Source organism: Aliidiomarina celeris (assembly GCF_003316875.1).
Lineage (GTDB): Bacteria > Pseudomonadota > Gammaproteobacteria > Enterobacterales > Alteromonadaceae > Aliidiomarina > Aliidiomarina celeris.
Genome location: NZ_QMIL01000001.1, coordinates 188840 through 209003 on the forward strand (window position 1 = coordinate 188840; position 20164 = coordinate 209003).

General features: G+C 46.6%; 22 protein-coding genes and 1 pseudogene. 9 read left to right on the forward strand and 14 right to left on the reverse strand.

Translation table 11 applies throughout. The annotated features are described in order from the left end of the window. Window positions 1-11: 11 nt before the first annotated feature. From DQW12_RS13660 to DQW12_RS13745, 5 genes are all read right to left on the reverse strand, one after another. Window positions 12-599, reverse strand: a complete 588-nt coding sequence (locus DQW12_RS13660; protein ID WP_198683870.1) for a type ISP restriction/modification enzyme — start codon at window positions 597-599, stop codon at window positions 12-14. Beyond that, a complete protein-coding gene (locus tag DQW12_RS13665; protein WP_198683871.1) occupies window positions 563-3163 on the reverse strand; it encodes a type ISP restriction/modification enzyme in 2601 nt (866 codons plus the stop codon). Before DQW12_RS13665 ends, DQW12_RS13660 begins: the two co-directional genes overlap by 37 nt. 255 nt (window positions 3164-3418) lie before the next feature. Next, entirely contained in the window at window positions 3419-3535 is a 117-nt protein-coding gene (locus DQW12_RS13735) for a hypothetical protein (RefSeq protein ID WP_368732014.1), read from the reverse strand. A gap of 64 nt (window positions 3536-3599) precedes the next feature. After that, a complete protein-coding gene (locus tag DQW12_RS13740; RefSeq protein WP_368732015.1) occupies window positions 3600-3959 on the reverse strand; it encodes a site-specific integrase in 360 nt (119 codons plus the stop codon). Between the two features lie 16 nt (window positions 3960-3975). Continuing rightward, window positions 3976-4212, reverse strand: a complete 237-nt coding sequence (locus DQW12_RS13745) for a site-specific integrase (protein WP_157957807.1) — start codon at window positions 4210-4212, stop codon at window positions 3976-3978. 924 nt (window positions 4213-5136) lie between these two features. On the opposite strand from DQW12_RS13745, the gene DQW12_RS00895 reads away from it, so the two are divergent. The 4 genes from DQW12_RS00895 to DQW12_RS00910 all read left to right on the forward strand — a co-directional run bounded on the left by DQW12_RS00895 (window position 5137) and on the right by DQW12_RS00910 (window position 8591). After that, window positions 5137-6825, forward strand: a complete 1689-nt coding sequence (locus DQW12_RS00895; protein WP_157957808.1) for a serine hydrolase domain-containing protein — start codon at window positions 5137-5139, stop codon at window positions 6823-6825. A 174-nt stretch (window positions 6826-6999) separates the two neighbouring features. Then, a complete protein-coding gene (locus DQW12_RS00900) occupies window positions 7000-7236 on the forward strand; it encodes a DUF4160 domain-containing protein (RefSeq protein WP_113905834.1) in 237 nt (78 codons plus the stop codon). Further along, complete coding sequence (locus DQW12_RS00905; protein WP_113905835.1) at window positions 7217-7471, forward strand: DUF2442 domain-containing protein; 255 nt, start codon at window positions 7217-7219, stop codon at window positions 7469-7471. The genes DQW12_RS00900 and DQW12_RS00905 overlap by 20 nt, the downstream gene beginning before the upstream one ends. 91 nt (window positions 7472-7562) lie before the next feature. Further along, window positions 7563-8591: a DUF2157 domain-containing protein gene (locus tag DQW12_RS00910; protein WP_113905836.1), complete on the forward strand. Its 1029-nt coding sequence runs from the start codon at window positions 7563-7565 to the stop codon at window positions 8589-8591. 419 nt (window positions 8592-9010) lie between these two features. On the opposite strand, the pseudogene DQW12_RS00915 reads toward DQW12_RS00910, so the two are convergent. The 3 genes and pseudogenes from DQW12_RS00915 to DQW12_RS00925 form a co-directional block, all read right to left on the reverse strand. Next, window positions 9011-9142: pseudogene (locus DQW12_RS00915) on the reverse strand (IS110 family transposase); the annotation flags it as partial. Continuing rightward, window positions 9118-9435 carry a type II toxin-antitoxin system RelE/ParE family toxin gene (locus tag DQW12_RS00920; RefSeq protein WP_113905837.1) on the reverse strand — a complete coding sequence of 106 codons (318 nt, stop codon included), beginning with the start codon at window positions 9433-9435 and terminating at the stop codon, window positions 9118-9120. The pseudogene DQW12_RS00915 and the gene DQW12_RS00920, both read right to left, overlap by 25 nt. Then, on the reverse strand, window positions 9432-9713 hold the full coding sequence (locus DQW12_RS00925; RefSeq protein WP_113905838.1) for a type II toxin-antitoxin system Phd/YefM family antitoxin: 282 nt from the start codon (window positions 9711-9713) through the stop codon (window positions 9432-9434). Before DQW12_RS00925 ends, DQW12_RS00920 begins: the two co-directional genes overlap by 4 nt. 718 nt (window positions 9714-10431) lie before the next feature. On the opposite strand from DQW12_RS00925, the gene DQW12_RS00930 reads away from it, so the two are divergent. The 3 genes from DQW12_RS00930 (at window position 10432) to DQW12_RS00940 (ending at window position 12354) form a co-directional block, all read left to right on the forward strand. Further along, the gene (locus DQW12_RS00930) at window positions 10432-10872 is read left to right on the forward strand and encodes a YqaA family protein (RefSeq protein ID WP_113905839.1); all 441 of its coding nucleotides are present in this window, start codon (window positions 10432-10434) and stop codon (window positions 10870-10872) included. Between the two features lie 75 nt (window positions 10873-10947). Next, on the forward strand, window positions 10948-11619 hold the full coding sequence (locus DQW12_RS00935) for a type 1 glutamine amidotransferase domain-containing protein (RefSeq protein ID WP_113905840.1): 672 nt from the start codon (window positions 10948-10950) through the stop codon (window positions 11617-11619). Window positions 11620-11700: 81 nt separating this feature from the next. Further along, window positions 11701-12354 (forward strand): GNAT family N-acetyltransferase, encoded by a 654-nt coding sequence (locus DQW12_RS00940; RefSeq protein WP_232819853.1) that lies wholly within the window; start codon window positions 11701-11703, stop codon window positions 12352-12354. A 140-nt stretch (window positions 12355-12494) separates the two neighbouring features. On the opposite strand, the gene DQW12_RS00945 is transcribed toward DQW12_RS00940, so the two are convergent. Further along, window positions 12495-13544 carry a Leu/Phe/Val dehydrogenase gene (locus DQW12_RS00945; RefSeq protein ID WP_113905842.1) on the reverse strand — a complete coding sequence of 350 codons (1050 nt, stop codon included), beginning with the start codon at window positions 13542-13544 and terminating at the stop codon, window positions 12495-12497. Between the two features lie 223 nt (window positions 13545-13767). Between DQW12_RS00945 and DQW12_RS00950 the strand changes: the two genes are divergently transcribed. Continuing rightward, window positions 13768-14193, forward strand: coding sequence for a DUF4826 family protein (locus tag DQW12_RS00950; protein WP_157957809.1), 426 nt, complete (start codon window positions 13768-13770; stop codon window positions 14191-14193). On the opposite strand, the gene DQW12_RS00955 is transcribed toward DQW12_RS00950, so the two are convergent. From DQW12_RS00955 to DQW12_RS00975, 5 genes are read right to left on the reverse strand one after another with little or no spacing between them, the layout of a single operon-like run. After that, window positions 14190-15368: a cupin domain-containing protein gene (locus DQW12_RS00955; protein ID WP_113905844.1), complete on the reverse strand. Its 1179-nt coding sequence runs from the start codon at window positions 15366-15368 to the stop codon at window positions 14190-14192. The genes DQW12_RS00950 and DQW12_RS00955 overlap by 4 nt on opposite strands. Next, window positions 15368-16756 (reverse strand): adenylosuccinate lyase, encoded by a 1389-nt coding sequence (gene purB / locus DQW12_RS00960; protein ID WP_113905845.1) that lies wholly within the window; start codon window positions 16754-16756, stop codon window positions 15368-15370. The genes DQW12_RS00955 and purB overlap by 1 nt, the downstream gene beginning before the upstream one ends. Before the next feature lie 36 nt (window positions 16757-16792). Beyond that, window positions 16793-17419 (reverse strand): high frequency lysogenization protein HflD, encoded by a 627-nt coding sequence (gene hflD, locus DQW12_RS00965; protein WP_113905846.1) that lies wholly within the window; start codon window positions 17417-17419, stop codon window positions 16793-16795. Beyond that, on the reverse strand, window positions 17416-18534 hold the full coding sequence (mnmA, locus tag DQW12_RS00970; protein WP_113905847.1) for a tRNA 2-thiouridine(34) synthase MnmA: 1119 nt from the start codon (window positions 18532-18534) through the stop codon (window positions 17416-17418). Before mnmA ends, hflD begins: the two co-directional genes overlap by 4 nt. Before the next feature lie 46 nt (window positions 18535-18580). Further along, window positions 18581-19255 (reverse strand): pseudouridine synthase, encoded by a 675-nt coding sequence (locus tag DQW12_RS00975; RefSeq protein WP_113905848.1) that lies wholly within the window; start codon window positions 19253-19255, stop codon window positions 18581-18583. Window positions 19256-19346: 91 nt separating this feature from the next. Between DQW12_RS00975 and DQW12_RS00980 the strand changes: the two genes are divergently transcribed. Next, entirely contained in the window at window positions 19347-20150 is an 804-nt protein-coding gene (locus DQW12_RS00980) for a hypothetical protein (RefSeq protein ID WP_113905849.1), read from the forward strand. The last annotated feature ends 14 nt before the right edge of the window (window positions 20151-20164 follow it).

A 20164-nucleotide genomic window follows, 5' to 3' on the forward strand; every position in this document is an offset into this window, starting at 1 on the left:
TGTGCTTTTTATTAGAACTCAATTGCGTCAATCTCTTTCATCAATCTATCTGTTTCTGAAAGGGCGACAATAATTTTTTGATAATGCAAAATATCGTCAAACTCTAAAGTTCTTCCTCGACGGTCTTTGAGCCACTTTTGAGCAGGTTGATAACCACCAATGTAAAACTCCCAAGCTACTTGCGGAACATTGTCAAAATATTGCGTGTCGTTGATGTAAACCTTACCGTCTTTATACTTAGGTTTGTCAACTATATTATCTCCGTCCATTGGGTATTGAGTAATGTATTGCTCAACGGTTGAACTTTCCAATAAATGAATTTGGCGTATTTCACCGCCTAGTTTTACCAATCGCCAAAAAGTGTCGTGGTCTTTTGGGTATGGCACTCTCGGGAAATCAATTTTTAAAAATTCTTTGTATTTCTCTCGGTAAGTAGGCGAATGCAAAACCGCATAGATGTAATCTAAAATATCAATTGGTGCAAAGGTGTTTTCGGTGGCTTCTTTCTCGTTGGTGAAAGTTAAACCTAATTGCTCAGCAATTTGATTTACAATCTCAGCGTTTAGATTTGGGGTTCTTTCTTGCCCATCAGCAGACAAATCTTTGTTTTTTTATCTGGGTAGATATATAATGGAAAAGAAATATTATTTGCAAATGCACTTTCAAAAGTGCAAGATTCACAAGGCTTATCAACTAAAAAAATATATGAAAATGTTTGCTTGCACTGTCTTTTAAATAATAATGCGATATTCTCTTTAAGCAGTAATGAATTTACTTTAGTTCCAGGCGTTCCTATAAAACCTTTTGAAGTACCTGTGAAATAGGTATGTCTTACATCAAAAGGTCTATATACCACTTTTTTATATAAATTCGAATCATTATTGTTAATTAAGTCGTTTTTTGCTCTTAATACGCCCCAATCGCGAGCATCTTTTTTTAGGTTATACTTTCTTCTTATTTCGTCTTCTGTTAAAGACTTAAAATCATTAATAACTTTTTCTATGTCATTTTTTGTGAAATGAATGGTAACAGAATCTCTTTCAGTTTTAAATCCAGAACCATATACTTGAAATAGGTCAGTAACTTTAAAACTGTCGTAATATTTCTTTTCAAGTTCAAAATCTTTTGGAACAAAAAAGAAATAGTAGTCATCCAAAGGCAGGTTCTTCCATTTCACATTGTCAAAATCAAATTCAGAAAGAGATTTATACTTTAAATCCCGTTTACCGTAAAGTTCTGAGTGAAAAACCTTACCAAGAGTATTTTTGCTTTTATTGCCATTCTTTACAAATATGTTTATTGAAACACCTTGCATAATATCAAACACATTTTGGTCTACACTACCGTCTGGCGAAGTTTCCTTTATCCTAGAATTACCGTGTAAATCCAAGATGTAAATCTTATCAAAGCTCTCTAACAAATGTTTTCGCATTTGCCTGTGAGTAATACCATCTAAGAAGCTATTGTTGGAAATGTAAGCCAAAACGCCACTTCCGTTTTTGTCGATATAATGTTGTCCGTAGCGAATGAATTTGATGTAATCATCATCCAAGTTGATTTTACGTTCATTGAGATTTTTCTTGTAGTCAGAAATTAAATCTTGAATCCAATCATTTTTATTCGTACTACTTACAGCATAAGGCGGATTTCCAATCACGCACATTACTGGCGTGTCTCTTTTGATGTGGTTGGCTTCATTGGCTTCTGTACTCAACCAATTGGCAAACAATGTTCCTGTGTCTTGGTGGTGTTCTTCTAAACTGTTGGTTAGATAAACTCTAAATCGTTGATTGGTGGTTGGCTTGTAACCTGTTTCGGTTAAAAGTAAATCCAATTTCAAGTGTGCCATTGCATAACTCGCCATTAGCAACTCAAAACCGTTTAAACGAGGCACTAAATGCGTTTCAACGTAGTTACTCCATATACCTTGCTGTCCTTCAAATTTTTTATGAACGTGTTTTACAACTTCCGCCAAGAAAGTTCCTGTTCCTGTGGCCGGGTCAAGAATCTGTACTTTGTGTACTTCTTTCTCCATTTGTTTGTAGCCTGTTGCCGAACGCTTGTCGGGTGTTTGGCTATCAACTTTCACAGTCGTTTTACTGGTGTCGGCTAGACCTTGTGGCAAATCAAATTCCGTTTTTAGAATGTCGTCAACTGCTCGAACAATAAAATTAACTACGGGTTGCGGTGTGTACCAAACGCCACGAGATTTACGCAATTTTGGGTCGTATTCGCTTAGAAATGTTTCGTAGAAATGGATGATTGGGTCTTCCATTTTGGTGGATTTCCCATAGTTCTTCAAAATTTCTTCTACGTTACACGCCAAGAAGATTTCCGAAAGGTTTTCTACTACCCATTTAATTCGGTCGTCAATGTCAGGCCCAGCAATGTAACCAAAAAGTTTTCGTAAAAATGGATTTGATTTTGGAATCAGTTCAGCCGCTTCCTGTCTGCTGAAAGTTTCCAAAGTAGAGTCGTGCAAACGAGCTGCAAACATTCCGTAAGCAATGGTTTGAGCGTAAACATCTGCAAAACCTTGTGGTGTGATGTCATGTATTAAAATTTCCTTAAAAGCCAGCATTTGATCTTTTAGCGTACTGTCCTCTTGATTGGCTTCATCACTTGTCAAAGACTTTTCAATAATATCAGACAGCAAGCGGGCTTTGCCCGCCATCATTTCGGCTAATTTCTTTGGGCTTTTTATTGTTTGTCCAGTGTGAACGCAAAAGTCTTTGATTAGATTTTCAAATTTGCCAAAGTTGTTAGGCAACGGGACGATTGTTCCATTTTTTATTTCAGCAATTGCAATTTTTGTAATAAAAATCCCGTCAATGTATAAGTGGAAGTCTAAATAGTCGGTAAAAATTAAATTGTTTAATGAAGCCTTATAACGGTCGAACTGTTCTTTGTTTCCCGTTTTCTTTGCTCCTTCAAGGTCTTTGTCACCAATGTCCTTAGCTTCAATAAAACCTACTGGGATTTCTTTTTTAGTCAGAATGTAGTCGGGTGCTCCGCAAGATTGTCTTTTGGCTTCGTTAGTCGCTCTTATTTCTGGCACCAAACTTTCTAATAGTTGTTGCAAATCACCCCGATAAGTATGCTCGGTGGCATTACCAAGTTTGTATCGTTTATTTATGTTGTCTAGGTAATTAGTAATGTTCATTGGTTTCCTTACTTAGGTTCGACAGTAGACGCACATAACATTTGAATACTAAGCATGCGCGGTGTATTGAAGACGAGGAGCAGCGAATACTGAGGATTTCATGAACGGCTCCCTGTGTTCTTGTTATAAGAAGTGTGCATGCTCGTTTGCGTTCGCATCCGTGCCTATTATTTATCAGATGGAGTCAACAATAAACGGCCTGCAGCCATTAGGCAAGTTGATAATGTGCCATCGGTGGTGCACATATGCGGCAGGTTACAGTGCTCCTTTTATTCTGTCCAATGGGCTCATAGTACCGGCATAGTGTTGTCCAAGCACGTGGGTGTATATTTGAGTGGTTTTGACATCATTATGCCCGAGTAGCTCTTGCACAGTTCGGATATCGCAGCCATTTTATAGCAAATGCGTTGCGAATGAATGTCGAAATGTATGGCAGTTAACTTTTTTTATGAACACCTGCCGCCGTTACAGCTGGTTTCAATGCCTTTCGGATAACACTGTCGTGCAAGTGGTGGCGACAAACCTCTCCCGTCACTGGATGAGCACATAGTCCTGAGGAAGGGAAAATGAACATCCATCCTGGGCTTTTATATGCACTTGGATACTTGCGAGCTAAAGCCAATGGCATAGAGGGGCCAATGCCGCGTTCATTGTCCTTTCGCTGAACATCTAACGCAGAAGTTATTAGTTCAGTTAATGGTGCAATAAGGTGTTGGCTGAGAATACTCTGCCTGCATTTATTTCCTTTACCACCACGAATGGTAACGGCAAAGGTTTTTAAACAGATATCCTGCACACGCAAGGCGAGACATTCATTTACCCTCAGGCCGCTGCGCGACCTTTTGCGTATTCACGGCAACATAGCGTTCACATGCCAGCCATGATAAAAACGACTTAACATGTTCAGCGCCCATCTCGCTAGGGTGCGTCAAATTATGAAAACGAATGTATTGGCGAATCCAGTAAAGATAAGATTTCTCAGTACGCAGTGAATTACCGCGCAAGCGCATTTCTGAACGCAGCATTTCCATGAATGGGCTTGGGGGCATAAGTTAACATCCGTTGTTTTTCATCCATTGTATTGAATTAAACTAGCTTGTTTTGCCAACACCTGCATGCACACTTTACTAGACAATGGCGCATATTATCCGCTTGCTGATCGACTTGAAGCAGGCTAAAGTCAACAGGTTAAATAAAACGAAGCGACGTATCTGTCGCCATAACAACAATAAATAGGCATGCACGGTTTGTGCTTAGCGAACGCAGGGAAAGCATGATGAAATACGCCGTATCTACAAGCTCTCCCTCCGATTTGCTCTCCTCAATACACCGCGCATGCTTAGTATTCAAATGTTATGTGCTAAAGAGAATTCTTAGATGGATCTATTTTTTGCAAATCTGGTAACAATTGTATTCTTCGTTACAGGGTACAAGCTCATCGAAAAAGCAATTTTTCCAATGCCCTCCACTCTGCTGAAAATTGCACTCTATTCCCTTTTGATCTTCTGCTGTTTAGGCTTTACTTCGATTCTTTTTGCAATTGCTATCGGACTCTGGTTACCAGATACATACCCAGTCACTTTTTCATACAAAGCGCTGTTTATTTGTCCTATTATTACCATCTACTTTTTATTTAAAATGATGCAAAACAAAAGGCTTGTTTCTGCACGCACATAACAAGCGCATTAACACTCGCTGCGCTCGCCAGGGACAAAAAAACGTAGGCTCCCTGCGCTTCGCTTGGTATTGTAGCCTACGTATTTTTGCCCGTTATGCGGGTGTTAGGAAGCCATATGAAGTCCAGAGTCATGATGTGTATCCGATATCGCATTCCCGCAGGAACACCGCGTGAAAGGACGAGGATCGACATTTCCCAGATTTGTCTGATCGCAATAGCCTTAGTCTCCATCCTCCTCGGATGCAATAGCGCTGATCTCCGGTCTGGAGAGGATACATCGGATTCGGACACTGGAGTGGTGGACCATCAGTCCTCAATCGGTCTGAATATAGATCGCTACCTCTCGGCTTTGGAGGCGCTTGGTTTTTCCGGGGCGATCATCGTCGACCACGGGGGCGAAGTGGTGTTGCGCAAGGGGTATGGCTTGGCGGATCGCGAGTCGCGCCGCCCGTACACGCCTACGACCGTCCAGTCCCACGGCTCGATCACCAAGCAGATGACGGGTGCGGCAATCCTGCTGCTCGAGAGTCGGGGCAAGCTGTCCGTCGACGATTCCCTTGACCTGTATTTCGACGATCTTCCGGAGGGCTGGGAAGCCATCAGCCTCCACCAGCTCCTGACACATTCCTCTGGCCTGTCCGAGGGTGTTGGACCGGATGAAGAATCGATCGCAGCCCAAGCCTATCTCGACCGCTTGATGGCGGAACCGCTTCAATTCGCTCCTGGTTCGGGTTACGCGTATTCCAACGCCGGTTACTCGCTCCTGGGTATGATTGTGGAACGGGTCTCGGGGCAGAGTTATGAGGCATTTCTGCGCAACGAACTATTGTTGCCCGCCGGTATGAGCGAGACCGGCTATCTGCTCCCTGCTTGGGATCGGGACCGGCTGGCCGCTGGTTACCGGAACGGCGAGCGGTGGGGCCTCGTGCAAGGACGCGGTTGGCTCGACGACGGGCCGAACTGGAATCTGCGGGCCAACGGCGGCCTGCACACCACTGTCGACGACATGCACCGGTGGCTGAACACCGTCCGGGGCCGGGGCGTGCTGGACGTCGAGGCCGCACTGCGCTGGACCACGGGCTACATCGACGAGTGGAGCGATAATTCCAAGTACGCCTACGGCTGGGTAGTGAGCGATACCAAATGGGGCAGGATGATCAGTCACCAGGGCAGCAACGGCATATTCTCCGCCGAGTTCGTATGGCTGCCGGAAAAAGAGCTGTTCTTCTATATCCAGGGCAACTCGTTAATGGTCTCCGCGTCGGTGATATCTGCACTGGAGCAACGCGAACGTCTTCTGGCTGCCGCGTTCGACGCGGAATTCCCCCTGCCGCCTCTCGTCGAGGCCGCCTCTGCCGCCAGCCCGGAGGAGGCCGGGCAACGGGAAGGGATCTATCATCTGGAGGGGGGAACGTTGGAGCTGACAGCCGATGACACTCGGTTGTTTGCCAAGCTTTCCGGCCAGTCAGTGCTGAACTCGATGTTGAATCCCACCGAGGCGCAGCGAACGCAATTCGCCGAGCTCAATCAGCGTACCAAGGACGCGATGGACCGGTTGGAAGTGGGCCAGAAAGACGCAATCGCGGGCATGCTGGCCGAGGGTGAAGATCCCGTAGAGCGCACCCGCCCCCTCCTGAACCGAATCTCTCAAATCAGTAGCCAGAACGGCGGCGAGCTGCGATCCCTGCACGTGATCGGTTCTTTTAAGAATGCCCCCGGCTCGCGCTTCGCGGACCTCGGACCGTGGACCACTTTCGTGTACGCGGAATTCGAGCATTGGAATCAGTACTGGAATCTGGTTTGGAACAGCGATGGCACCTATCGTGGCAACTGGAGTGGTCCGTGGCCGTCGTTTATCCTCGTACCGACGGCGAAGGCCGAGTACAGAGGTGTCCGGCAGGGCCCCGCGTGGGAGACCGTTGGCCTCCACTTCGATGATGATTGCCTGGTGGTCGGCGGGTTGCGCGCCTGCCGGGTGGAATAGAGTGCTACGTTCGTAGAATGAATCATACTTTCACGGGCGCAGGAATCGCGATTCAAGGCGGAGTATTGCTTCCTAACAAAGCGATACACCGGACGGTCGCCTTCGGCGCCCGCAGGTGATCGCGAGAGTTAATTTCAATTTGGCGTCGTGCTCTTTCTAGGATAATCTTTAAGCATGCCAACAGTATTAAGAATAGGGCCTTATCGCTTCTTTTTTTACAGTAATGAGAACGCTGAGCCCGCTCATATACATATTCAACGTGAGAAGATGCTTGCCAAATTCTGGTTAAAACCAGTAGCCCTAGCAAGCTCTACAAGGTTTGCGCCGAAAGAGTTGAGAAAACTCGAGCAACTCGTTGTCGAAAATAAAGATACGTTTTTGGAGGCTTGGAATGGCTACTTTAGCAGTTGAACATCACCCCCTTGCACAGTCAGTCAGCTTTGACATGGATTCACTGATTGTAGAGCTCGTAGACGGGCGTACCATTTCAGTTCCACTGGCTTGGTTTCCTTCATTGTCCCAAGCAAACGAATCTCAGTTAAAAGATTGGGAGATACTCGGTGACGGGGAGGGAATTCATTGGCCCCAGTTGGATGAAGATCTGAGTGTGAACGGTATTCTGCTCGGCAACCACGGAAGAAGATAACAAGTCAATAAACTACGCGCCTGCGGCGCCGGAGCGCTATCGCACGCCGGTTATTTCGGGCGTTAGATGCCCTTAGCCTGAGAGGCCAATCATGGATGTAACAAAGAAAAAATTAGAAGATGCCGCTGCGAAAAATATAATTTCACTGCAGCAAGCAGATGCTCTCTACGAGTTTTTGGCTGCTCAATATCAAGATGTTCCAAGATTTACTTTTACTCACGTTCTCTATTATCTTGGTGGGCTTATCGCTATAGGGGCCATGACTCTCTTCATGAATCTTGGTTGGGAATCCTTTGGTGGCGCAGGCATATTTTTTATCTCTCTTCTTTATGCTGGTGTAGGTTTTAGATTTTCTAGCTCGTTTGCAGCAAAGAGCATGGCTATTCCAGCCGGCATTTGCGCAACATTTGTCGTTTGTTTAACGCCATTAGCAATCTATGGCCTGCAGCAATGGTTAGGGGTCTGGCCTGACGAAAGTGTATATAGAGATTACCACAGATATATAAAGTGGCATTGGCTATATATGGAGTTGGGTACGCTAGCCGTGGGAGCCGTTTTTGCCTGGAAGTACAAGTATCCTTTTTTGATCATGCCAATTGCCGTAACTTTTTGGTACATGACAATGGACATAACAGCGATGATTTCTGGTGGGGATATTACATGGGAATTAAGGAAGTTGGTTTCCCTGTATTCGGGGGTACTAATGATAAGCCTAGCGTTTTGGATTGATGTTCGCTCACATAAAAAAGCCGACTACGCTTTCTGGGTTTATATTTTCGGTGTGATTGCCTTCTGGGGCGGCTTATCCTCTCAACACTCAGATAGCGAACTGTCAAAATTCATATATTTCTGTATTAATCTATTAATGATAGGTATAGGCGTGTTGTTGATTCGTAGGGTGTTCGTTATTTTTGGTGCCCTCGGAAGTTGTGGTTATCTGGGGTATCTGGCGTCTGACGTTTTTAAAGATAGCTGGTTGTTTCCTTTCGCTTTAACGGCTATTGGGCTCGGCATTATCTATCTTGGAGTACTTTGGCAAAAGCATGAAAAATCTATCACTGAAAAGTCGCGGTTAATACTTCCAAATCCGTTAAGAGAGCTGCTGGAGGCAAAGTTGTGAGACCGCATCGAACACCTATGAGTCTTCGTCCTGTCAAATAGGCACTAGTTTTTTTATTGGCCGCCGTGTGAGCGGCCAATACCAAATTTCTGAGCCAGTGAGCCTGCTTCGTGTGTCATCGTTGGCTGTTGGTGGCTTACAGCAAACACCTATTGAGGCTCTCTTAGTGTGGTGGTTATCCACTGCCAAACTGAGTTGCTCCTTGCAGATTAGTTTGGGGCACTAGACATTCATCGGTTAACCGGTATCTGTCCTAGTCAAAAAGCGGGTTACGATTTCGCCATGGATAATCAAAGCGACGGGCTTCGTAGTGGGTGTAGAAATTCGGTTCGAGGGTTGCGTACCCAGTCAGCAGACACCGGTTTTCAGCACACTCCGTCATGATCCAGTTAGACGTTGATCATCATCCTGCTACGTGACTAACTCTTTAAGAATCGTTTTTCATCGAATATGTTCTCGTTCTTTAACATGAAATAGACGGCACTGCCTAGCTTGTGAGCTAAGGCCGATAAGGCTTTAGCCTTGCTCATGCGCTTTTGAAAACGCTGTAGTAGACGCTGAGCTCAGAGGGTTTCAATATCTGACTGCTTCGGCGCACCGTTAGAATATCCACCTGATTTGTTACGCTATAGATGACTCGGTAAGAGCCAAACACCACTTCTCGAATACGCTGTAAGCGCACCTCAGGGACGACTCGCCCACTGTCCGGAAATTCAGCTAAGCGATCAACGCAAGAAAATAAATCATCAACCCCGTGTAACGCCGCACTCGGCTTATCTTCGGCAATGTATTGAGCGATACTTTCTACGCGTTCTAGCGCAAGTGGAGACCAAACTACCTTCATTGAGCTAGCTTACTCAAAATGCGTGATTTCGCATCTTCATTAGAAATTCCGGCACCATTAGCGATTTGCTCTTCAGCGCGGTAAACTTCTTCGAGCACTTCTAAGCGCTCTTGCATCTTTTCGTACTCTTGAACATCAACCAGAACTGCAACCCCGCGACCGCGCTGCGTTAGTACCATCGGGCGCCGCGTCTCATGGATTTGCTTCACAAACTTTGCAACTCCGGCTCGAAACTCAGATAGAGGTCGAATATCCTCGTCAACACGTACTCTTGTCATTAGTATCACCTACGTACAACTTGATGTACTTATAAACGTACGTTACAACTTAGGGATTCGCAAGGTAGGAATTCATGAAACATAACATTTGAATACTAAGCATGCGGGGTGTATTGAGGAGAGTAAATCGGAGAGAGAGCTCATAGATACGGGATATTTCACCGTGCGTTCCCCTGCGTTCACCGCACACAAACAGTGCATGCTCATTTATCTTTATTACTGCGACACTAACGTCCCGCAGTTTTAAATTAATCTGACGACTTTAGCCTGCTTAAAGCCGATCAGCAAGTGTATAGTATGCGCTATTGCCCAGCATTGAAATGCTTTATGGCAGCGGTTTGCGGGTAGAGAATGCCAGCACTGCGTGTGCAAGATATTTGTTTGAATAGGTTTGCCGTTACTATCCGAGGCGGTAAAGGGAAAAACCTGCGGGCAAATTATCTGCTAAAACAAATCCAATAAAAATCGATGTAGCACACATCGAGTACCGAACAAGGCCAGTATAGGGGCCGGCTCCAAGGTGCCGTTCTCGCTGTAACGGCATCGTTTCGGCTGTAACGTCCAAGCCTTGTTCAATTAATAATTCCAAAACATTGCCAATCGATCTATCCTATATATCGCAGGTCATTGTGGTTCCTCTTTCACTTTACTTTGGTCGGTAAATCAAAAGGATAAACTTTGACCTGCATCTTTTTTCTTGCTCAGGCGAAATTACAGAGTGCAGGAATACTTTGCAGAATTTGGGTACGCTGGGCTTTTTGTAGCTGCATTTTTGGCTGCAACTATTCTTCCGCTTAGCTCCGAAATTGTTTTAACAGGGTTACTGTTGGCGGAGTTGTCTCCATACTCGCTCGTGGCCGTTGCAACGGTTGGTAACGTGCTCGGTTCGCTAACTAATTATGCTTTCGGTTTTTGGGCGGGTAGGGGAGGCGCAAAACGTTGGCTTGGAGTGTCGGAACATGACTTATTAAAAGCAGAACAGCGCTTTGGTAAGTACGGCATGCTCTCCCTCTGTTTTGCGTGGGTACCTATTATTGGCGATCCACTTACAGTTTTGGCAGGTGTGCTTCGGGTTCCGCTCAAATGGTTCGTTATCTTGGTTACTGCAGGAAAGTTTTTGCGTTATGCGCTGATTACCTCAACCGTGCTGCACTTATGATCCTTTCCCCCTTGAATTCTCTACTAAATAGCCTCAGGTCTGTTTATAGGCACGCATATTTGTAGTGGAGGACTCATGAAAAAAGTACTTATTTTTGTAACCAATCACGCCACACTCGGCAGTACGAACGAAGCCAATGGCACATATTCACCAGAACTTACCCATGCATTAGACGTATTTCAGGCCGCGGGCCTCGATTATGATTTGGTGTCGATTAAGGGCGGTGAGGCACCCGTTTACGGCAAAGACATTGAAGGCGACGCGGTGAACGCAAAAATACTCGCCGACGAAACCTTCCAGAGCCGTATTCAAAATACGCTAAAAGCAAGCGATATTAATGTAAACGACTATGCGGCGATTTTTTATCCCGGTGGTTTTGGCTTGCTATCTGACTTGGCGACCGATGAAACTGTAGCAAAACTGAGCGCCACTCATTATGAGCAGGGTGGTTTGTTGGGGGCTGTGTGTCACGGGCCGGCGGGTTTGTTGCCTATCACGTTGAGTAATGGCGAAAAGCTACTGGCAAACAAGACAGTAACCGGCTTTACCCGTGAGGAAGAAGTGGACTACGGTACGATCGATAATATTCCCTTCTTACTGGAAGAATCGCTAGCGCGAGCCGCCAAGCAATATCGGAAAGGTCAGCCTTGGAGCGAATTGGTAGTTGAAGACAATCGCGTCATCACGGGGCAAAACCCCGCCAGCGCCCATGCCGTTGCAGTGGCGATGGTAAAACATATAAGTTAGGCCATTGCGTGTTGGGGCTTCATTTGCAAGATCGCTCGTTTCGGTTCATTCTTATTGGAAACGAGAGAGCGGGAGTTGCTGATGAAGCCGTCATACACCATTCGACCCATGCGAGCCCATGAACTCACATTGGCGATTGAGTGGGCAGCTGGCGAAGGTTGGAACCCGGGTCTCCACGACGCGGCTTGTTTTTATGCTGCAGACCCAACAGGTTTTTTTGTAGGTGAACTTAACGGTGAAGCTATTTCCGGTATATCCGCAGTGAAATACGGTACACACTTTGGCTTTGTAGGTTTGTATATTGTAAAGCCAGGCTTTAGAGGGCAAGGCTACGGTTTACAGTTGTGGGATTACGCTTTGGCAACCTTAGCAGGGCGCAATATTGCCTTAGACGGCGAAGTGGCGTTTGCGGAGCTGTTAGCCTACGACGCTAATCTGTTTCCCGCATCTCGAGACACGTTCCTAAAAGCCTGGATCGACCCGTTAATTCATACAGGGTTCGGCGTGAAAGTGGCAGATAAATTGGTCGGTTTCGCTGTATTAAGAGAATGTTTGCAGGGCTATAAAATAGGCCCTATGTATGCCGACATACCGGAAGCTAACCCACTGGCGTTGGCTTTGGTACAGAACTACAACATGCAGCCTATATTCGAAACCGCACGTATGTACACCGGACCCTTTCCGGCTGTTGATATCGATAAATTGTTTGGCGTGACCAGCTTAGAACTCGGTTAATTTTTGGTGTGGCATTTGGTGTGGCTTTTCGTATAGAACAGGCAGGTCGTATAGGGAACAGGCAGGTGCAATTGCGTGGTATAAAAAAAGCGACCTTCAATTGGCAAGGTCGCTTTTTAGTCGCCTATTTTGCGGTGCGCTTACAGGCTACGCTCTGCTGCTTTGGCCGCTAGAATTTCACGCGCCATTTCGTCGGCAATTTCACCGGTAGGGCGGTTTTCTTCTGTTGCCCGGGTGAATATTTTGTCCAGTGTGTTGTAGATGTTGCGAACACGTGCTGCGGTTTCTTCCATGCTGAAGCTTGCGGCTTCTGAACATACGTGAATAACACCACCGGCATTAATAACGTAGTCTGGCGCATACAAAATACCCATGTCTTTCACAATTTTGTCGTGCGCTGGCGTTGCAAGCTGGTTATTTGCGCTTCCGGCAATTATTTTTGCTTTAATGCGCTTTAAGGTGTCGTCGTTCACCGTTGCACCGAGTGCGCAGGGGGCGTATACGTCACACTCAACGTCGTAAATGTCTTCAATACTTACGGCTGTGGCACCCAATTTTGTTACGGCACGGTCGACACTTTCTTGGTTTACGTCGCAAACAAAAAGCTCTGCACCGTCTTTTGCACAATACTCGGCAAAGTCGTAACCTACAGCGCCAAGGCCCTGAACAGCAATACGAATACCTTTCAGGTCTTCACTACCGAGCGCATGCTTAGCCGCTGCTTTTAAGCCTAAATAGGTGCCTAAGGCAGTGTGTGGTGATGGGTCACCGGCTTTACCTTCTGTACCTGCAACATAGCGCGTTTGAGTCGCTACAATTTCTATGTCGGAGGTACGAATATTTACGTCTTCAGCGGTAATATAAGTACCGCCAAGCGAGTCGACAAATCGACCATAGGCTTTAAAAAGCGCTTCGCTTTTGTCTTTTTTGGCGTCGCCGATAATCACAGCTTTACCGCCACCCAAAGGCAAACCAGCGAGAGCGCTTTTGTAAGTCATTCCACGTGAAAGCCGCAGTACGTCCGTCAGTGCGTCTTCAGAAGATGCATAATTCCACATACGTGTGCCGCCTAACGAGGGGCCCATTGTTGTGTCATGCACCGCAATGATCGCTTTTAATCCGGTCGCTTTGTCGTGACAAAAAACGACTTCTTCGTGATTATCAAACTCTTTGTGTTCAAACAGGGACATGAAATTAACCCTTATCTAGTTGTCGTAAAAACGCTGCGTAAACTACCACTTTGTCGACTCAGTTGCTAGCAACAGCACACGAAATTTAACATCTTTTTTGCATCAAAATGTAAGCCTTGTTTACACTTACAGGTCGGTCCAGATAAGGGATTGAGAAAGTTTGACATTTCCCGCAATGCGGAAAAATGTTAGTCTTGGGTTTTTAAACTTTGTAGAAATTATTATGACCGAACAATACCAAGCAATGACCGAAGAACAGCATAACGAGTGGGTACGTGAAAAGTTTCAAGCTGCGAATGCCTTTTTGGCACAACATGGCGTGCTGACTGAACGCGTGCTTACCAAAGACAGTCGTTACATGGCGCCATTGGTAGCCATTTGGAAGTTTTCGATTCAAGGCGTAACCGACAAAGTATGGGCTGTGTCGGGCGAAGTACCAACCGATTACATGGACGCTTCGGCGGCCGCTACACCGCGCGACGCATTGCGCTATTTTTGCTACCGCTGGCAGCAAAAAGCCGACATGATTTTAAATGGTGACACACCGCCTGATGCGCAACAAAAAGCTATTGCCGAAGAATTTATTAAAAATGCTGAGCGTCTTTATCCACTTACGGAAAACAACGCGATGTGGGAAGAAGAGGTTTAATCCTCTTCTTCTTCGTCTACCTCTTCGCTGTCTACCAGCAAACCTTCATTGCTAGCCCAAACCACAAGTGCAGTTGTAGCCGTGCATTGCTCACAGAAAAACTGAAGTTCTTCTGCGCTAACCCATTCCTGTTCGCGCAGTAGGGTTAACAATTCTTCTAGCTTTGCACTGTAAGCGAAGCGTTCTCCCTGTAAATACAGCCAATGCTTATGCTCTTCTTCGATTGTTAACCAGCGCACACCGGGTACAAAACCAAGGGTGTCGCAGGTGGCTAGCCATGCGAAGAGATTTTCTTCAGATATTTCATGCTCTGGCCACAAAGGTAGCGGCGGCCGTGGGTTGGTTGACAGAAAACTGGCGAGAAAAGCTTGCATGTCGTTACAGTTCGCCAACGCTTGTTGCATTAAGTGTTGAAACTCGGTTACTGCGGCGGCCGGTAAGTGCCAAGATACGTGCTCAGGGCTTGCCGCTAAACTGGCTTGTGTGTCGCGAAACCGTTGCTCAAACTTATTTTGGTCAATAGCGTGGTCGGCCCACGCTGATATAAGCTCTGCTTGGCTCGGTGCACGAAAGCCAACGGAGTAGTTCAACGAGGGCTCTAAACTTATACCTTCGTGCGGGTGATTGGCGGGAATGTATATCATATCTCCCGGCTCAAGCACTTCGTCGATAATAGCGTCGAAAGCTGGAATTTGCTTTAACTCTGGGTGTGGGGTGAGGGTTTTAAAGTCACCGGGTAAACCAATGCGCCAGCGCCGCTTTCCTTCGCCTTGAATAATAAACACGTCGTATTGGTCAAGGTGAGGGCCAACACCGCCTTTTGGCGTGGCAAAGCTCACCATAAGGTCGTCTATACGCCAGTCGGGTAAAAACCGAAAGGCGTTCAAGAGCGCACGGGCAGGGGGAAAGTGCTCGTTCACCGCTTGGACCAATAAAGTCCAATGGCTATCGCCGAGTTCTTCGTATGCCTCGAAAGGCCCATGATTAAGCTTCCACTTGCCGCGATCATTCTGAATAATACGCGAGTCTACGCCGGGCTCGAGCGCTAAGCCAGCAAGCTCGTCGGCACTGAGCGGGTCCGTAAAACCAGGCAAAACCTGGCGAAAGATCCCTGGCTTTCGTTGCCAATACTCTGCTTTAAATTGTTCAGCGTTAAAGTGCTCGAGCGCAAGCATTAGAGATTTTCCAAATACTGATGAACGGTTTTTGCCAACTGTACAGCGTCGCCAATGTAATTGGCCGGCGTAAGCGCTTTAAGTTCTACTTTTGCGTGCTCAGGAAGTTCTAAGTTGTCGATAAAATGCGCCATGTCGGTTGCAGAAAGGCGTTTGCCGCGCGTTAATTCTTTTAACTTCTCGTACGGTTTTTCAATACCATAACGACGCATTACCGTTTGCACAGGCTCTGCCAAAAGTTCCCAATTTTCATTGAGCTCTTTGGCGAGATTTTCTGGATTAATCTCTAACTTATTGAGCCCTTTTAGGGTCGCTTGCCAGCCAATTAGGCTGTAGCCAAGGCCAACACCGAGATTACGCAGCACCGTGGAGTCGGTCAGGTCGCGCTGCCAACGCGACACCGGCAACTTGGCCGAAAGGTGATTCAAGACAGCATTCGCAAGGCCTAAATTACCCTCAGAGTTTTCAAAGTCGATAGGGTTAACTTTGTGCGGCATGGTTGACGAGCCAACTTCGCCGGCTATGGTTTTTTGCTTGAAGTGATTAAGCGCAATATAGCCCCAAACGTCACGATCAAGATCAATTAAAATAGTATTCAAGCGGGCGACAGCGTCGAACCATTCGGCAATGTAGTCGTGCGGCTCTATTTGCGTGGTGTACGGGTTCCACTGAATGCCAAGACTGGTTACAAAGCGTTCTGATTCTTGGTGCCAGTTCACATTTGGGTAAGCGGCGAGGTGGGCATTATAGTTGCCTACGGCACCATTAATTTTACCGAGAAACTCAATGTCTTTAATTTGCGATAGTTGACGATCGAGACGCATTGCAACATTGGCGAATTCTTTGCCGAAGGTTGACGGTGTAGCGGGCTGACCATGAGTGCGTGACATCATTGGAATTTCAGCGAATTCAGCTGCAAAACCAGCCAATTTTTGCAAAATAGCGGTAACAGCGGGAACTACAACTTGGTCTCGGGCGCTTTGTAACATGAGCGCGTGCGACAAGTTGTTAATGTCTTCTGAAGTACAAGCAAAATGAATAAACTCACTTAGTGCAGCAAGTTCAGAGTGGTTTTCTATTTTTTCTTTCAGGAAGTATTCCACCGCTTTTACGTCATGGTTGGTGGTTGCTTCAATCGCTTTTACGCGCGCGGCATCGGCTTCAGAAAAATCGGCAATAATGCTGTTAAGAAAAACGTGCGCTTCTTGCGACAGGGCAGGAACTTCTTCAATAGCGTCGATTTGTGCTAAATGTTGTAACCAACGCACTTCCACAGTTACGCGCTGAAATATGAGCCCGAACTCACTAACCAGCGGGCGTAATGCTGAAGTTTTGTCGCCGTAGCGGCCGTCAACTGGGCTTATTGCGCTGAGTGAAGAAAGTTCCATGGTGAGCTCCGTTATTAAAAGGTTTTGAAAGAATAATTAGGCAACAGTGTCGGCAAGCAACATTTGTGTGGCCTGCAGTATTTTACTGCGATTAAAAATAATCTGTCGCCGCTTACCGCCGCGTTGGCGCCAAAGCACGGCACTGCGCACACCGGCAAGCAGTAGGGCGCGTATTTGATGCTGAATATGAGGCTGTTTTAATAAATTTGGGTTGCCGTGTACTTGTATACGAGGCCCCAAAGGACTAATTACGTCGCTATAGAGTCCGGCAAGGTTTTCGACAATACGGTAATGTTCAAAGTTGAACTCATTTTTTTGCCGTACAATTTGATCAACTCCAGAGCCGAGCTTTTTCAACGCCTCGGTATTTTTCATCAGTAACCGCTCAAGCTGGAGCATCCGAACCACGTATTGTGTTTGCTCGACATCTTTCGCGTCGTTGCCGTTCAGTTGGCCTTGTAAAACTTTAAGCCCAGGGGTAAGTGCACTGCGGCTACCATAGACCGACTCCGTATTGTCTGCATTGACCATTAACAAACTTTTGTAGAGCGGCTCGGCAAGGGTTTCTGGCGACATTTCGCCTTTGCGCGCGAGTTGTTGAACGGCCAAAGCGGCCTGGCAGATACCCGCAAAGGCGAGAGCACGATCTGACCACACACTCACAGGGCAACCTCAAAGTCGGTAATACGAGACTCTATTATGGCGCCGCCTAAACATACCTCGCCTTGGTAGAACACTGCCGACTGGCCAGGGGTAACCGCAGCTACAGGTTCAGTAAAAATCACTTCTAAATCGCCATTGTCTAACGGCGTAACTTGGCAAGGAATATCGGCTTGGCGGTAACGGGTTTTGACCACGCACGACAATGGCTCGGCTAAGGTTTCGCGGTTCACCCAATGCACTTGGCCGGCAATTAAGCCTCTTGAAAACAAGCGCGGGTGCTGACTCCCTTGTGCCACAATAAGGTGATTCTTCTCGAGATCTTTATCTACAACATACCATGGCTCGCTCCCTGCTTCGGCCATACCACCAATGTGTAGGCCTTTACGCTGACCAATAGTGTGATACATCAAGCCTTGGTGTTCGCCAATCGTTTCGCCGTTTACAGTGACAATAGAGCCCGGTTGCGCAGGCAAGTATTGCTGCAAAAAGTCGGTGAACTTGCGCTCGCCGATAAAGCAAATGCCTGTGGAGTCTTTTTTATTGGCGGTAACCAGCCCTTGCTCTTCAGCGATTCTACGAACCTCTGGTTTTTCTAAACCACCAACCGGAAACAATGTCCGTGCTACATGCTCATGGCTGAGTGTATATAAAAAGTAGCTTTGGTCTTTGTTGGTGTCGAGCCCGCGTAACAGTTCAAACTTGCCGTTCACTTCACGCCTTTGGCAGTAGTGACCGGTGGCAATGTAATCCGCGTCGAGTACTTCTGCGGCAAAGTCGAGAAAGGCTTTAAACTTAATTTCTTTGTTGCACATAATGTCTGGGTTTGGCGTTCGACCTGCTTTGTATTCGGTAAGGAAATGTTCGAACACATGGTCCCAGTACTCAGCCGCAAAATTCACAGTGTGGAGTTGAATTCCGAGTTTGTCACACACCATCTGTGCGTCACGCAGGTCATCTGCCGCCGCGCAATATTCTTCGGTGTCGTCTTCTTCCCAGTTCTTCATGAACAGGCCTTCAACCTGATACCCTTGTTGAAGTAACAACCACGCCGAAACTGACGAGTCGACACCGCCCGACATGCCCACAATAACGCGCTTACTAGCTGTTTCAGTCATATTCAGAGATTGAGTTCCGCTCATTGCAAAATTGGCGCGAATTCTATCATTTTTTAGCAGGCGGGAGAAGTGACTTTGGTAGGCTGTCGATCGGCACTTTTCGCCATTCGCCAGGTTGTAAGCCGGCTAAAGCAATACCCGAGTGACGCACCCGAACTAAGCGTAAAGTAGGGTGACCAACAGCCGCGGTCATGCGCCGAACTTGACGGTTTTTCCCTTCAAATAGGGTTATTTCCAACCAACTATCGGTAATGCTTTGGCGGACCCGCACCGGCGGATTTCGCGGCCACAGTTGGGGTGGCTCGGCTAGCCGCCTTACCTTCGCAGGCTGGGTTTTCCCGTCGTTTAGTTCGACACCGGCTTCAAGTTGTTGCAAAACAAGTTCACTCGGCTCGCCTTCAACCAATACCCAGTATACTTTTCCCTCTCGCGTTTGTGCGTTGTTGATGCCTTTGGGCTCCGTGAGCCGCGCTTGCAGAATACCGTCGTTGGTAAGCAATAACAGCCCTTCGCTGTCTTTGTCGAGCCGACCCGCAGGGTACATGTTCTGAATTGGAAACCAATTTGCGAGGGTAGTATCGCCAGCCTCGCCGGTAAACTGACAAAGCGTATTGAAGGGCTTATTCAGTGCGTAAAGCTCGATTGTTTTGGGGCGTGGCCGCTTATTCTGAGTGGAGCGTTTGGGTTTGCGCTTTGGTTTAGGCGCATGTTGAAGCTTCATTACTCACCAAATTCTCTATTTTGAATGACATTTACGATACACTAACCATCATCTATTGGCATTTTCAATTTCAACTAACCTAGGATTTAGCATGAGTTCGAGTCACTCTGAAATTAAGCGTTTAGGCGGCAGCCCATCAGTGGCGTTAAGCAATAACTTTAAAATAGACACGAATGCGATGCTGGAAGAAGCATGGCGCCTCACCAAAACCACAAAGGCACCGATAGTGACCGGTGCGTTAATAATGTTCGTTATTGCCCTGGTTTGTTCGCAGTTAATCGCAGGTTTATTCCCGCCAACAGAGTTGCCGGACGGAAGCATTGCCCCCACGCCCATGTATTTGTTTCTTTTTATGGTTTTACAAATAGGCATTATGCCCATTTTTATGGCGGGGCTGTTTATGATGGGGTTAAAAAACTCCGTTGCACTCAGTGACGCGTTTGCGCGTTACAAACCCATTGTTCCGGCAAATACACCCTCGATGGTGTTTGCCTTGTTTCGCCAGCCATGGCCTGTTATTGCAACAGAAGCCATTCGCCAAGCCATTCTTACGGCCAGTTTAGCCATTGCCTTCGCGGGGTTTGGGTTAATTGGTTTCGCCATGTGGATTTTCTTCGCGGTAACCCTCAACCTTGCCATTCCATTGGTTATTAAAGACAACTTGTCACCGTTTAAGGCCATAAAAGTGTCGGTTCAGGTGTCTGCGCGTAAGTTCTTTCAGTTCTTTATTTTGTATTTTGTTATGTTGGTACTATTTTTCTTAGGGCTGCTTACTTTAGGCATAGGGCTGATTTGGGTGGTTCCCATGTACTTTAATTTAATCGGGATTGTATACCGTGACGTATTTGGTATTGAAACCCCAGTCGAGAACGATCTCGACACCGTAGAGCTTTAAAACGAGGAGCGTGT